The organism is Agromyces sp. NPDC055520 (genome assembly GCF_053619715.1).
The window spans coordinates 19,476-34,155 of sequence record NZ_JBSHJY010000033.1 but is presented as its reverse complement, the minus strand read 5'-3'; the positions used below and the strand labels follow the sequence as shown (position 1 = coordinate 34,155).

The window sequence follows — 14,680 nt, the reverse complement described above, 5'->3', positions numbered from 1 at the left end:
CCCGTGGAGCACGCGGCGAGCGCGAGCGCGGTCGCGCCGGCCCCGGCTCCGGCGAGGAGGGTGCGACGATTCAGCTGCACTTGGCGCGCCTGCGCGATGAGCGCTCGCATCATCGGATCTTGGGGAAGGGGGCGTCGATTCACGGGGGACTCCGTTTCAATTGCTGCACTGCAAGGGTGGAAAGATACTGCCACACTGACGGGCGGAAATCACTCGAAGATGTCCGAATCGTTAATTTCTGTGACCAACTCATGCGGAATCAGCACTTCTTGCTCGATTCGTCGACCGATTCAGTGGCGAGCTCAGCGGCGGACTCCGTGGCGCGGCCCGGCGATCCAGATCGCCCGCTGCGGCTCGTCGCCGGGCTCGATCACCCAGCATTGACCGGCGTCGTCGAGCAGCGGCGGCAGCTCGCGGCCGCGCACGATCGCGCGGTACTCGGTCTGGCCGCCGTGCACGACGAGCACGGCGTCTTCACGGATCGACGCCTGCAGCGACCAGCTCGCCGCCCATGCCTCGCCGTCGCCGACGATCACGGGCGGCGACCCGTCATCGCCGAGGCCGGCGACGGCGGCTCGAACGGCGGTCTCGCCGCCCGCGCTGAGGAGCAGCGCCGGGCGGCCGATTCCGTTGATCGCCGCAACAGCCGCGCGCGGTGCGGTCGAGACGACGGCGTACATGCGGCCGGGATGCAGCTCGAGCACCGACGTCGGCGAGGCGACCGGGGCCGGGCCGGGTTCCGCGTCGACCACCTGCACCCGGCGACCGTGCCACTGCCCCGACCCCGGGCCATCCGTCGCCCGCCAGAGTTCGCCGCGCCCACCGGCCTGCACGAGGTCTGATCGCGTCGAGTGGCGAAGCAGCAGACGCGAGCCGAACGCGTCGCGCAGCCCCGCGCCGAGCGCCTGCACCTGCGTCGCGGCTGCGACGACGGCCACCCCGCGTGCGCGTCCCTCCCTGATCACCGACTCGACCATCGCGAACGCGGTGTGCCGGTACTCTTCGGGCCACGCCCGGAAACCGGTGTCGAGATCGTCGATCACCAGGAGTCGGGGCGGGTCGCCGCCGCCTCGCACGGCGGTCTGCGCGGCGACGAGCGCGTCCCAGACCGCGCTTCGCCGCCCGGCGAGTCGCAGGACGGGGGCGGACCCGATGCCGCTCACTGCCGACTCGATCGCGGCAAGCGCGGTGCTGCGTCCGCTCCCGGGCGCCCCGAGCACGAGCAGTGCACCGTCGTGGTCGGGCGACCAGCGCGCGACACTGCGTCGCTGCCGATCGGGTTCGTCGACGACGCCGAAGCCCGCTTCGGCCCCCGAGGGCAGCTCGCCGACGAGGGCGGCGACGGCTCCTGGGGCGATGAGAGGCGGCAGCGGGTCGAGCCAAGGTCGTCGCGCCGGCGTGAGACCGGTGGATGCCGCGGCGACCCCCTCGATCGCTTCGGGCACGGCGATCGCACTCTGGAAGAGCACGGGAACCCCGTCGCCGCGATCGATCACGCCGCGCCCCGGCATGCCCGGCGGGATCTCGGACGCCGCGGGCGTGCCGACCACGGCCTCGCTGTCGGAGCGCTGCAGCACCCGCAGCGACACGCGGATCGCGCAGTTCGCCGTGACCTGTTCGCGAACGACGCCGTTGGGCCGCTGCGAGGCGAGCACGAGGTGCACGCCGAGCGATCGCCCGCGCGCGGCGATGTCGCCGACCACCGCACCGAGGTCGGGGAAGCGCTCGATCATCGCCTGGAACTCGTCGATCACGATGACGAGGCGCGCGAGCACCACAGCGGGATCGAGCTCGGCGAGGTCTCTCGCCCCCGCAGCCGACAGCACGCTCTCGCGGTGGGTGAGCTCGGCCCGCAGGCTGCGCACGGCGCGTTCCGCCTCGGATTCGTCGAGGTCGGTGACGATGCCGGTGACGTGCGGCAACCCGCGAACGGGCTCGAAGGCCGCGCCGCCCTTGAAGTCGACGAGGAGGAACGAGACGCTCGACGGCGGATGGGCCGCCGCGAGTGCGACGATCCAGGCGAGGAGGAACTCGCTCTTGCCGCTGCCGGTCGTGCCGGCGACGAGGGCGTGGGGGCCATGGCGCGCGAGGTCGAGCTCGACCACCTCGCCGACCCCGAGCCCGACGGCGACGGCGAGGCCCGATCGGGCGACCGCCCCGTCGGTCGGCCCGCGCAGCTCGCCCGCCGGCCCGCGCAGCTCGTCGAGCAGCACGCGCGCGGGAAGCTCGCCCGAGCGATCGCCGATACCCGCCCGCTCGGCCGCAGCCGCAGCCGAGTCGGCCCAGCGCACCACCTCGGCTGCGCCGAGGAGCGACGGCACGATGGAGGTCGCGGCGGTGCCGCCGTGGCGGGCGATGCTCGCGGAACCGGGAGCCCCGACCGTGACGACCGCGCCGAGTCCCGGCGGCAACTCCGACGCCGTGCCCGCGACCGCGACCACGGCGAGCTGCCGTTCGCCGGCCTGCGACGCCGACCCGGCGGCCCGATCGACGACGACGAGCCCGTCGCGAACGGGACCGCCCGAATGCGGCAGCCCCTGGAGCCACGCCCACGGCCCGTCCGACCCGGCCGCACCGCTGCTCGCCGTCGGGCCGACGATCGTGAATCGCTTCGGATGCGCATGATGGGCGAACTGCACCACGCAGGCTCGCGCCGCCGCTCGTGCCAGGTGGAGTTCGCCGACGAACCCCACCCCCGAGGCCGACCCGACGAGCATCGGGGCGTCGTCGAGCCGGGCCGCCTCGAGCAGCAGCGCTCGGTCCGCCTCGTCGATCGGTGTGCCGTCGACCCTGAGCGAACTGGCGGCCGCCCCGCGGCCGAGCACGAGCGGCGGCGGCGGTGCGCCATCGCGCCAGGCAGAGTGATCCGCTTCTTGGAGCAACCGGCGCGACGACGGCGATCGACGCCACGCGGCCCGGCGCTCGAGCTCGTGACGCTCGCGGATCTCGACGGCGAGCTCATCGAGCAGACGTCGTCGATCGTGCGCCGCGCGGACGCGCTGTCGGCGCGCCGAGCGACGCGCATCGACCATCGATGCGATCGCGACGAGCGGGCCGAGTGCCGCGAACACGAGCGAGAACGGCGAGCCCGTGATCGCCCAGAGGGCGAGCGCCCCGATCACGGGCGCGATCGATGCGATCAGGGGAAACCCCGCTCGGGCGGTTTCCGGCGCCGCCGGGGGCAGCGCGAGCGGCGTGTCGAGCGAATCGGGGGCGGTTTCGAAGCGGTCCACGCTGCGATCAGACCACACGGTGGCACCCGTCGGCCGTGCCGACGCTGTTCTGTGCACAACCGTGCCGTACCGTCGCCTGTGGAGGAGCTGTCGCGAGCCCGAGGTCACGAGGGGTGCTGCCTAGGGCGAACGCAGGCCACGATGACCGCAGCCCGCGACGAACTCAGGCCACGACGAAGAACTGCTCGGCGAGCTCGACCCGACTGCCGCGCGGCACGAGATAGCGCCGACCGGGTTCGCACCGCACCGCACCGTCGTCGGGCCGGCGCACGATCGTGCCGTTGCCCGAGAACCGGTCGGCGATCCAGAAGGTGCCGTCGTGCTCGCCGAACTCGAGGTGCGTCTTCGAGACCGACAGCGAGCGATCGGCGATCTGCACGAGGTGGTCGAACACCTCACCCGGCTGCGGCAGCGGTCGTCGGCCGATCAGGCCGGTGCCGAAGACCATGCGCGTCTCGCCGGTGCTGAACGCCAGAGTGAATCGAGCGGCGACCGCCGTCGCCCGTGCCGCCGGCGCAGTCGGCGCGGCAGGCGCGGGTCGCATGCCGCCCGCGACATCCGCCGACTCGATGGCCGTCGCCGCACGGAACCCGTCGACGGGAATGCTGATGACGCCACTGTTGCGTCGCAGCGGGCGCTCGAACACGGTCGTGTCGCCGGGCCGGGGATCGGGTCGCCGCCGCGACTCGGGGGTCGCGCTCGTCGAGCTGCCGCATTCACCGCAGAACATCGCCCCATCGGGCAGCTCTGCTCCGCAGATCAGGCATCTCACGAACGCGCTCCTCTCCGGGTCACAGCGTACCCGCCGAGCGAGGTCAGCGAGACCGACGCCCGAAGCCGCTCGCGCAGCGATCGCGGTTCGCCGAGTCGACGCTGCAGTTCGTCGACGGACTCCCACACGCGGAGGTCGTCGCCCTCGGCGGGGCCGTCGGGCGCGAAGATCGAGCGGTCGACGACGGAGGCCAGCACGAGCGGCGCGAGGCCGCCGACCGTCGCCGCCTGCTCGGCCCGCGTCGCAGTCGACCGGATGGGGTACCCGTAGTCGGCGGCGGAATCGGCGAACTCCTGCCAGCCGCCCTCGATGCGTTCGACGGCGGTCGGCGCCCGCCGACGCACCCGTCGGCGCCGGAGCTTCGCGACGATGATCGCGAGGAACGGGCTGGCGAGGATGGCCAGGCCCGCGAGCACGAGCCCACCGACGCCAAGCACACCGAGCAGCGCCTGGAGCCAGGCAGGTGCGGGGTCGTCGGGGTCGTCGGGCGGGGTCTCGGGCTCTTTCGCGAGGTCGTCGACCGGTGTGCGCTCCGCCGGTGGCGGCAGTGCCGACTGCGGCCGCGAGACGACCGTCGGTTGGTCGGGCTCGCGCGGAGGGATCTCGCGCGGCGAGGGATTCGGGTCGACCGCGATCCAGGCGCCGTCGGCGCGCTGCACCTCGATCCAGGCCTGCTTGTCGCCGCTGACGAAACGGGTGACACCGTCGGGCAGCGGCTCGCCCGCGGCATCCGCTTCACTCGACGACCCGGCCGCCCCGCCGGTCGACCCGGCCTCGTCACCCGACCCCGCAGGCCCGCCCGGCGCCCCCGCAGCCTCACCAGCGCCGCCCGCGCGCTCAGCCTCAGCCGCGCGCTCATCCGCGGCCGCGCGCTCGGCCTCGGCCGTACCCGGCAGGTAGCCGACGACGACGCGCGCCGGAAACCCGATGCGCCGTGCCATGAGCGCGGCGGCCACGGCGTACTGTTCGCCGTCGCCGACCATCGGCCGCTCGGTGGCGAGCTCGGCGAGTCGATCGAGCGAGTGGCCCGAGCGGCTCGCCGTCTCGCCGTCGAGGCCGTGGCTCACGAAGCCGTTCGCATGGAATCCCTCGACGACGGCCTGCAGCCGCACGCCGGGATCGTCGGACGCCGGTGCCCATTCGTCGAGAAGCCGCGCAAGGTCTTTGGGCAGCTCGGGCGCCGCAGGCAGCACGCTCGTGCCGGGCTTCAGCGCGCCGATCGCGGCCGGATCGATCGGCACCACCGACACCGCCGTATACCGATCGCCGGTCTGCAGCGGGCCCTGCACCGCCCCGGTGCTCGTGAGGTCGTTGTAGAAGAACGATTCCGTGAGCGTCTCGGCACGCGGCCCGCCGAACACCATGCGCTCGAGGCGACCGACGCCCGGCACCCACACCTCGGAGTACCCGTCGACCTCGACCTCGATGTCGAGCCGCTCGGAATCGTCGGTGAATCCCGACTGGTCGAGCCGATACGGCACCCGCGTGAACCGACCCGACGCCGACTCGCCCTCTGCGCCGCCGACCGTGTAGACGATGCCGTTGTACGAATCGAGCGTCGCCATGCGCACACCGGCGCCGTCGGGCAGCCCGCGCACCTCGAGCATCGGCTCGTCCGCGACCCCGTCACGGAACGCCGCGCGGAACCCGGCGAGCGGACTGTCGTGATCGCGCGGTTCGAAGGGCGGCTGCAGCTCGGCCCGTACGACGTTGCGCGGCGGCACCGGCACGGCGACCGATGCCGCGGTCGCCCCCACGACCGCGATCGCGACGAGCACCGACGCCCCGAGCACCCGGCGCGCATCCGAGAGCGCCGCCTCGACCTTTCGGCCGCGAGTGATCGCGCGGCGGTCGGCGATCGCCACCCGCACGAGCCACGCCACCCCCGTGATGAGGAACGCCACGCCCGCCTCGACCGCGAGCGCGGAGTGCACGACCCCGAGCGCGATGCCCGCGATGAGCAGCACGGCCGGCGGCAGCGCCGCCGCGGCGGGCCACCGGCTGCGCAGCGCGATCGTGATGGCGGCGGTCGCGGCGATCAGCCCGAGCAGGAACGGCGGCACGAGCAGCGCCTGGTACGAGCCGACCGGCACCGAGATCGTGACGAGCTGCTTCCACGAGAGGGCGGCGCCGGCCAGCAGCTCGACGAGCCCCGAGGGGCTCGGCAGCAGGCCGCCGATCGCCCGACCGGGCACCGCAGCCGGCACGCCGAGCACTACGAACGCGCCGAACACCGCGAGCACGACGATCCAGGTCGGCAGCCGGAACCGGGCGCCCACGACCCCGATCGTGACGCCCGCGCCGATGGCGATCGCCGCGGCGACGACGAACGCCGGGCTCTCGTAGACGGGCCACCACGGCACCATCGCCGCAGCGAGCATCGCGACGACGAGCACGACCGTGACGACGGTCGGCCCGAACCGTCGCGCGCCCGCCGGGATCCGGTTCTTCATGCGACCGACGCCGATCTTGCGAGCATGGCGCGGAGGTCTTCGAGGTAGCCGATGCCGAAGACCGTCAGGCCGGCGATCGTGCGCGCGCTCGCCTCGCCCTCGGGCGAACACTGCACGGCGATCGTCTCGACCCCTGGCGGGAGCCGCGTCGCCGCGGCGCGGAGCGGTGCGACACCGCGCGCGGTGCCGGTCACGAAAATGGCGAGCGAGACGCCGGCGAGGGTCTCGGCCGCCGCTCGGGCGACATCGGGCAGCATCACCGCTGCGGGGTCGGTCTCGACGACGCACAGGGCGTCGAGCAGCCGGTCGCGCGAGACGGTCGGCAGCTCGCGCATGGCGCTGCGACCGTCTCGCGCGCTCTGCTGTCGGCCCGAGATCACGAACGACACCGTTCGCGCGTCGCGGATCGCCCGCGAACCGACGGATGCCGCGGCACCGACCGCGAGCTCGAACTCCGCCTCGTCGGTGTAGGCGCCGGGATCGAGGTCGAGCAGCACCATGAGACGGCTGCGCCTGGTCTCCTCGAACTGGCGCACCATGAAGGTGCCGGTCTTGGCCGAGCTGCGCCAGTGGATGAATCGCCGATCGTCGCCCGGCACGTACTCGCGAAGGGCGTGGAAGGCGATGTCGCTCGCCGTGAGGTCGCGTGTCGGCGTGCCCTCGAGATCGCGGATGAAGCCAGTGCTGAGCGCATTGATCGGCACCGTGCGCGGGTGCACGTGCAGCTCGGCGGTCTCCGACCACACGAACTCACGTCGCATCAGGCCGATCGGGTCGGCCCGCACGGTGCGCGCGGGGCCGACCGGCACGATGCCGCGGCGTTCGGTCGGAATGCCGAACTGCTCATCGAACACTCCCCCTCGCGGCAGCCCCGGCAGCACGCGTTCGACGATGCGACGACCGACGGGCAGCTCGAGTTGCACGCCGCCGGACCGGCGGCGACCCGGGTTCGCGGCGATGAGCCGCGCCTCGGCCGGCTCGCCGACGACCACCCGCGGCGAGGGCAGCACGAGCTGGATCGTTCCCGCGCCGCGACCGATCAGCCAGACGGATGCCGCGGCCGCAAGCACCGCGAGCCCCCACCCGAGTGCGATGAGCTCGAGCAGACCCCAGGTGTAGCCGGCCGCGAGGGCGACGATCGCGGCGATCACGACCGCCCAACCGAGCGGAGTGACGACGCCGCGCACCGATCGCGCCGCCTGCGCGATCGCCGCGGCCGCACTGCGTGCCACCCCGACGGCGCGCCCGATGACGACCGCGAGCAGGCCGGCCTTCCTGGCCTCCTCGGGGATCGTCGTTCGGGTCTGGGTGAGCGTCACACCGCCTGCCTGGTCGAGGGCGGCGGCGTCTCGATCAGCACCTGGGCGATGAGGTTCGAGGCCGTCACGCCGTCGAACTCCGCTTCGGGGTCGAGGATCAACCGGTGGGCGAGCACGGGCTCGGCGAGTGCTTTCACGTCGTCGGGCACGACGTAGTGACGGCCGCGCCCCGCGGCGTGCGTCTTGGCTGCACGAATGAGGGCGAGCGCCCCTCGCACGCTCACGCCGAGCCGCACCTCGCGGGCGGTGCGGGTGGCGTCGACGAGGCGCGAAACGTAGTCGTGGATGGTCGGGTCGACGTAGACCGTGCGGGCGGAGGCCGCCATCTCGACGACCTCGTCGGCGGCGAGCTGCGACGTGACCCGCTGCTCGTGCGCCCGGTGGTCGGCGCCCTCGAGGATGCGGATCGTCGACGCGTGGTCGGGGTAGCCGATCGAGGTGCGCATGAGGAAGCGGTCGAGCTGGGCCTCGGGCAGGCGGTAGGTTCCGGCCTGCTCGACGGGGTTCTGCGTCGCGATGACCATGAACGGGTGGCCCACGGGATGCGTCTGCCCGTCGACCGTGACCTGTCCCTCCTCCATGACCTCGAGCAGCGCCGACTGCGTCTTCGGGCTCGCCCGGTTGATCTCGTCGGCGAGCACGATGTTCGCGAACACCGGCCCCGGGTGGAACTCGAACACGCCCGAGCGCTGGTCGTAGACCGTGACGCCCGTGATGTCGCCGGGCAGCAGGTCGGGCGTGAACTGCACGCGGTTGCTCATGCCGTCGATCGACTGCGCCATCGCCCGGGCGAGCGACGTCTTGCCGGTGCCCGGAACGTCGTCGAGCAACAGGTGGCCCTCGCTGAGGAACGCGGTGAAGGCGAGCCGGATCACCCGGTTCTTGCCGAGCAGCACCTCTTCGACCGCGCCGACGAGCCGGTCGAGCGTCGCGGCGAACCGCGCCGCCTCCTCGGGGGTCATGGTCATCTCGGCTCCTTCTCGGCGATTCTCACGGATCGGCGGTTCTCGCGGCTCAGCGGTTCTCGTAGCGGACGACGATGCCCGCGATCTCAACATCCAACCAGACCCGGTCGCCGGGTTTGGCTTCGGGGATCTCGCAGATCAGCGCCGTCGGCGCGGCCGCCCGGCCGTTGCGACCGTCGACTCCGCACGAGAACGTCGCCGGGATCCCGGAGTTCACGGGTGCAGAGGTCCATGACCAGGTCTTCGTGTTCTCGTCCCACACGCGGCTCGGCAGTGCGAAGGTGAGCGACGGCTCGGCGTCGCTCGGCAGCACTGCCGACCACGGCCCGCAGCTGCCCCACACCGAGCAGGTTCGCACCTGGAACCGAACGGCCTCGCCGTACGGCCGGGCGAAGAGGTCCTGCGCCCAGCCCGAGCCGCCGAAGCTCTGCTGCGTGCCGGGGATCTGGGCCCCGCCACCGTCGACGGCGACGATGTCGTAGCGCCAGGCCCCCGGGGTCACCTTCGAGATGTACCGGTCGTAGATGTCGGCCGTTCGCATCCCCATGTCGCTGTCGACCCGGTTGATCGCATCGGGCGCGGGCCGCACGACAGTGCCGGCGACCACGGTGTTCACACATGCCGCACGGTTGTATCCCCACACGACGAACGAGTACCTGGTCGACTCCGTCGCGGTGCCGGCGAACTGCACGCTCGTGGTACCCGGCCCCACGGCGACCACTTCGGCGACGGTGCCGCCGCCCGACGGGGCCACGACCGTGCCGGGGGCGGGGCTCGTCACCGAGCACGCCTGCGCACCGCCCGGCACGTCGTTCGCCCCGTCGACCAGACGCTCGACGAAATAGCCGCCGACGGCGTCGCCGTTTCCGGCGAACGGATCCCACGTGACCGTGACGGTGCCGGCTGCGGCGTCGCCGTTGACCGCGATCGCTCCGGCGACCGGCGAACCGAACGGCGTGCCGCTCGTACCGGCCTCGGTCCACACCGCGAGCGCCGGGTACGCCTGGTTCCTGGCGCTCACCACGACGGGCACCTGGCTGCCGTTCTCGAGCGGTTGCGAGTCGGTCGAGCAGAGCGTCGCCGTGCACACCGTGCCGGCCGAGACCTCGTTCGAGACCCCGGCGACGGTGACCACGTACGACTCGATCGCGCTGCCCGATCCGGCGGGCACCGGATCCCATTCGAGGCGCAGGCGCCCGTCGAGGGGCATCGCGCGCAAACCCGTCGGCGGCGGCGGAATCACGTCGGACCAGATCGGGCCGGGCGCGTCGGCGGGGTCCGAGAGGCCGATCGCGTTCTTCGCACGCACCCGCAGCTGCACGGCATTCGCCTGGCCGTTGCCCGGCGTCGGCACGGTGCACGTGGTGGCGGCGCACTCGTTCGTCGCCACCACCGCGTTCGTGCCGGCGTCGAGGAGTTCGATCTCGTACCCGGTGATCGGCGAGTTGTTGAACGCGCCCGCGCCGAAGGCCACGTCGAGGGCACCGTCGCTGAAGCCGGTCACCTGGGCACCGGTGACGGGATCGGGTCGATCCTGCACCGAGATCGTGACGAGCCCCCACGCGAATCGGCTCGCGTCGCCGGTCGCGTCGGCCACCTGGTACTGCACGGTCGAGTTCACCGGCGCCGCACCCGGTGCGACGGTCACGTTCAGCGTGGAGCTGTCTTCGCTCGGTTCGATCGCGACGCCGTCCGGGAGGTCGTCGGCGTCGAGCCCCTGCACGTCGACCACTCGCAGCGGCACGTCGGGGAACGGGTTCGTCGCCCGGTCGTTGACGAGCACGTCGATCGAGGTCGTTCGACCGCGGGGCGCGACCGCGCTGTCGGGTGCCGGGCGCGCGATCGGCTTCGTCGACGGCACCACGCGCAGTTCGATGCGACCCGCCTTGCCCTTGCCCGTATCGTCGGCGACGCCGATGGCCACCGCGGCCCGCGTGCCCTTCTGGGTGTCGGCTTCGGCTTCGATCGTGAGTTCACTGCCGTCGAACGAGAAGGCGAACCCCTCGGCGGGCGGGGGCAGCATCTCGAAGACGAGCTCGTGTCGCGACTCGGGGTAGGGGTAGTTCGTGAGCTTCTTCAGGTCGACCGTCTTCGACTCGCCCGGCTCGAAGTCGATGACCCCGCCCGTGAACACGGGCGGCTGATTCTCTGACGGCCGCACGTCGATCGGGATGACGATCGTGCCGGTGCGCGCCGACGGGTCGGCCGCGGACTCGCCGTCGGTCACCGTGAACGAGAGCGAGGCCGGCCCGAAGTAGCCGTCTTCGCTGCGGTACCTGAGCGTGCGCTGGTCGACGACCAGATCGGACCCGTCGCTGTGCGAGGCGCGCACGGTCGCGGCATCCGTGATCTTGACCGGCCGACCCGATGCGGCGATGACGTAGTCGTCGAGGTCGAGCACGACCTCTTCGCCGCTGACGACGCGCACGGCGGGCGCGTCGGCGCGCAACTGGGGAAGGGCGTCGTCGCGGCCGGGCACCCAGATGAAGGCGTACGCGACGATCGACGGGTCCTCGGGGTGCGTCACCGAGAACGGGATGACACGCCGCCGGTCTTCGACCTGCACCCGGATGCTGCCGTCACGGCGCACCTCGGCACCCCGGTCGTATCCGTCGACGAGCCCGACCTCGAGGTCGGACACCGCGGCGTCGGCGAGGAACACGTTGCGGAGCACCCGCACGTCGATCGTGTCCTTCTCGAGGATGTCGCTGAGGGAGAGCACGGTGTCGGATGCCTCGGGGCGGGCGAGCGGCGCATCGTCGCGCGCCTCGATGCGGAGGAAGTTCGAGTCGCTCGCGAGCTGCTTGTTCTCGATCGAGTAGGTGAAGCCGTAGTCGCCCTCGCCGGCCGGGATCTCGACCTCGATGCGGTCGTCGACGATCTCGGCGACCGCATCGCCCTCGATGGGCGTCAGGCTCGCGATGGTCAGCGCACCACCGTCGGGATCGGAGTCGTTCTCGAGCACGCGCACCGAGATCGTGCGCCCGGGTCGTACCTGCACGAAGTCGGTGACCGCGATCGGCGACCGGGCCCCGTCGAGGCGGGGGGCGATGCCGACCCTGACACTGCCGACCGCGCGCGCGCCGAGGGCGTCGACGACCTCGTACTCGAAGATGTCGGTACCGGCGGAGTACTCCCCGGCCTGGTACTCGAGCCAGTCGGCGCCGTGGTCGGTGACGTTGCCCAGGTCGGGGGTGCCGCCCTGTCCGAGGAGTTGCACGCTGTCGCCCTCGGGGTCGGTACCGCCGAGCGGCACCGGAACGCGCACCGTCTCGCCCGCGAGCACGCGGGCGGTGACCGTCGCCGGCACGGGGGCGGTGTTGGTCTCGGGGTCGGCGGCGCGCACCGACATCTGCACCGTTGCCGTGGCCGACTGCCCGTCGGGCCCCGTGATGCGGTAGATCGCCTCGTACTCCCCCGGCATCTCGGGTGCGAAGTAGCGCAGGTGGTCGCCGTCGACGAACAGGAGGCCCGCCTCGGGATCCCGCTCGAGCACCGGTTCGAGCGTGATCGGCAGGGCATCGGGGTGCTCGTCATTGGCGAGCACGGCGATGTCGACGACGTCTCCCGTGCGGGCCGAGATCTTGTCGGGCACTGCGACGGGCGGCTGGGCGATCTCGAGCTGCGGCACCTCGACGAGCGTCACCTCGCCCTCGGCTTCTGCGAGCCCGTTGCTGATGCGGTACCCGAACACCGTCGAACCCGTCTCGAGCGGCCCCGAGAGGGTCACCCGGAGGATGCGGTGCTCGATCACCTCGACCTGCACGCCCGCCTCGGCCGCCGGGTCGCCGAGGCCCGTGAGGATCAGCACACCGCCGGTCGGGTCGATGTCGGTGGCGAGCACATCGACGTCGACGGGCTGCCCGATGCGCAGGAACGCGGTGTGCGGCACGGTGATCGGGGTGGTGTCGAGCTCGGGCGGCGCGGAGACATCGACCCTGACGCGCCCCGTCGTGGTCCACGTGCCGTCGGTCACCGTGTACTCGAGGTAGTGGGTGCGCACCACCGAGCTCGCGAACCGGAAGGTGCCGCCGTCGAAGTCGGGGGTGAGCTGCGCGTCGGGCTTGGCGGGCACCGCACTCAACTGCACCCGGCCGGAGCCGCCGCGCACGTGTCGCAGCGGGTCGACGCGGACCTCTTGGCCCTGGGTCGCGAGCACGACGAACGGGTCGGCCACGAGCGGCACGTCACCGGGCGCGCGCACGCCGACGCCGAGCGCGCCGACGGCCGAGTCCTGGCCGTCGGACACTTCGAGCGAGACCGTCCGCTCGCCGCCGGTGCCTCCCTTCTCATCGAAGACGACCACGCCGTCGGCGGTCGACGACAACGCGTCGGGCTCGGCCGCGATGGCCCGCCGGAGGAAGAACGGGTCGCCGTCGGGGTCGATCCAGTCGCCGAGCACCGCGGTGTTCACGCGGCCCCCGGTCTGCACGAAGGCCTTCGTCTGCCGCTGCTGCACCGGGGGCGAGTTCTCGTCGGCATCGCGCACGGTCACGTGCACGACGGCTCGTGCCGTGCCGCCGAAGCCGTCGTCGATCGTGTACCCGAACGAGATGGTTCCGGATGCCTCGTCGCCCAGTCTGAGCTGCAGTTGCTGGTTGTCGGCGATGCGGTCGATGGCGACTCCGGGCGGGAGCTCGCCGTCGACGGCGTCGACGACGATCACATCGCCGTTGGCGTCGTAGTCGTTGAGCAGCACGGGCAGCGTGGTGGTGCGCCCCGGCCGGGCGCCGAACTCGTCGTCGGCTGCCACGGGCGGCACCTGGCTCGTCTCGAGCGTCGGCTGCAGGTCGGGGTCGTTCTGCTCGACGGTCTCTTCGTCGCGCTCGGTTTCGAGCAGTTCGTCCCAGTTGTCGATGAGTCCGAATCCGGCGTCGGCGGCCCAGGTGCGACCGCCCTTTCGCTCGTTCAGCACGAGCGTCGCCCCGTTCGCGACGAAGGCGTAGTCGCCGGTGGGCGGCGCGTCCGCCAACCTGGCGATCGGCGTCTCGCCCGCTCCGCACGAACGCCACGCGGTGCCCGAGGCCCACGCCGCATAGAGGCATCCGCCGTGCACGAACGGCGCCGCCGGCATCCCGGAACGCCCGTGGACGCGGATGCGCGGCGCCGTACCGTCGAGTCCGACGCTGACGAGCCCGCCACGGGTGGCGATGGCCACCTCGTCGCCGTCGCCCGACGGGGCCTGCAGCACGGGAGCCTCATTCGCGCCGATGACCTCGCGCAGGTCGACGGTGCCCCGCTCGAGGTGGAGCAGACGGGTGTCGACGTCGAGCACCGCCCAGTGGTCGGCGACAGAGGTGATCTGCACGTCGTGGTCTTCGACGAGCGGGTCGATCTGCCAGCGCGCGCCGACCGCCTCTTCGTCGGCCGCGTCGACCAGCGCGATGTCGCCCGTCGACGGCGTATAGGCGAAGAGCGTGCCGTCGGGGTCGATCGAGGTGACCGAGCCGGTGCCGAAGGCGAGCATCGGCTCGACATCGGCGTCGAACTGCGCGAACTGCGCCAGCGGCGTCGTCCAGACGTCGCCGCCCGCCGCCACGACCACTCGGGAGCCGGCGAGCGCGAGCGAGACGTCGTCGGGCGGCACCGCAACCGTCTCGGTGAGGTTCGACGTTGTCGCGTCGACCACGCGCACGGTCGCCCGCGACGGATCGAGCACGAGCACGGTCGAGCCCTGCTGCACGATCTCGGTGTCGATCGAGCCGGTCTCGACGACCGAGTTCAATTCGAGCAGGGCCGTGTTCGCGCGGCCCACGGCCTGGTGCTTGCCGCTGCTGACCCACACGGCGGCGTCGCCGAGGTCGACGCGCTGCGCGGCATACCCGCCGGAGGCGATCGCGACGCCGGCGACGAGGGCCACCACCGCGGTCGTCGCCGCCGCGGTGAGGGCGACGGAGCGTGGACGAGGGACGCGGCGCAGGTCGGGCAGCTTCGCCAT

6 protein-coding genes are annotated in these 14,680 nt (G+C 72.5%); all 6 read right to left on the bottom strand.

Translation table 11 applies throughout. The features are described from left to right. Positions 1-302: 302 nt before the first annotated feature. Positions 303-3,233, bottom strand: coding sequence for an FtsK/SpoIIIE domain-containing protein (locus ACWGST_RS12890; protein ID WP_452047066.1), 2,931 nt, complete (start codon positions 3,231-3,233; stop codon positions 303-305). Positions 3,234-3,396: 163 nt separating this feature from the next. Further along, positions 3,397-4,005 carry a zinc-ribbon domain-containing protein gene (locus tag ACWGST_RS12885; RefSeq protein ID WP_452047065.1) on the bottom strand — a complete coding sequence of 203 codons (609 nt, stop codon included), beginning with the start codon at positions 4,003-4,005 and terminating at the stop codon, positions 3,397-3,399. After that, on the bottom strand, positions 4,002-6,458 hold the full coding sequence (locus ACWGST_RS12880) for a transglutaminaseTgpA domain-containing protein (protein WP_452047064.1): 2,457 nt from the start codon (positions 6,456-6,458) through the stop codon (positions 4,002-4,004). Before ACWGST_RS12880 ends, ACWGST_RS12885 begins: the two co-directional genes overlap by 4 nt. Further along, a complete protein-coding gene (locus ACWGST_RS12875; RefSeq protein WP_452047063.1) occupies positions 6,455-7,777 on the bottom strand; it encodes a DUF58 domain-containing protein in 1,323 nt (440 codons plus the stop codon). Before ACWGST_RS12875 ends, ACWGST_RS12880 begins: the two co-directional genes overlap by 4 nt. Then, on the bottom strand, positions 7,774-8,745 hold the full coding sequence (locus tag ACWGST_RS12870; protein ID WP_452047062.1) for an AAA family ATPase: 972 nt from the start codon (positions 8,743-8,745) through the stop codon (positions 7,774-7,776). Before ACWGST_RS12870 ends, ACWGST_RS12875 begins: the two co-directional genes overlap by 4 nt. 46 nt (positions 8,746-8,791) lie before the next feature. Further along, the gene (locus ACWGST_RS12865) at positions 8,792-14,680 is read right to left on the bottom strand and encodes an Ig-like domain-containing protein (protein ID WP_452047061.1); all 5,889 of its coding nucleotides are present in this window, start codon (positions 14,678-14,680) and stop codon (positions 8,792-8,794) included.

Excerpts from the sequence above, each read along its gene's own strand:
- ACWGST_RS12880 (WP_452047064.1), bottom strand. The coding sequence starts at position 6,458 with ATGAAGAACCGGATCCCGGCGGGCGCGCGACGGTTCGGGCCGACCGTC.
- ACWGST_RS12870 (WP_452047062.1), bottom strand. The coding sequence starts at position 8,745 with ATGACCATGACCCCCGAGGAGGCGGCGCGGTTCGCCGCGACGCTCGAC.
- ACWGST_RS12865 (WP_452047061.1), bottom strand. The coding sequence starts at position 14,680 with ATGGCGAAGCTGCCCGACCTGCGCCGCGTCCCTCGTCCACGCTCCGTC.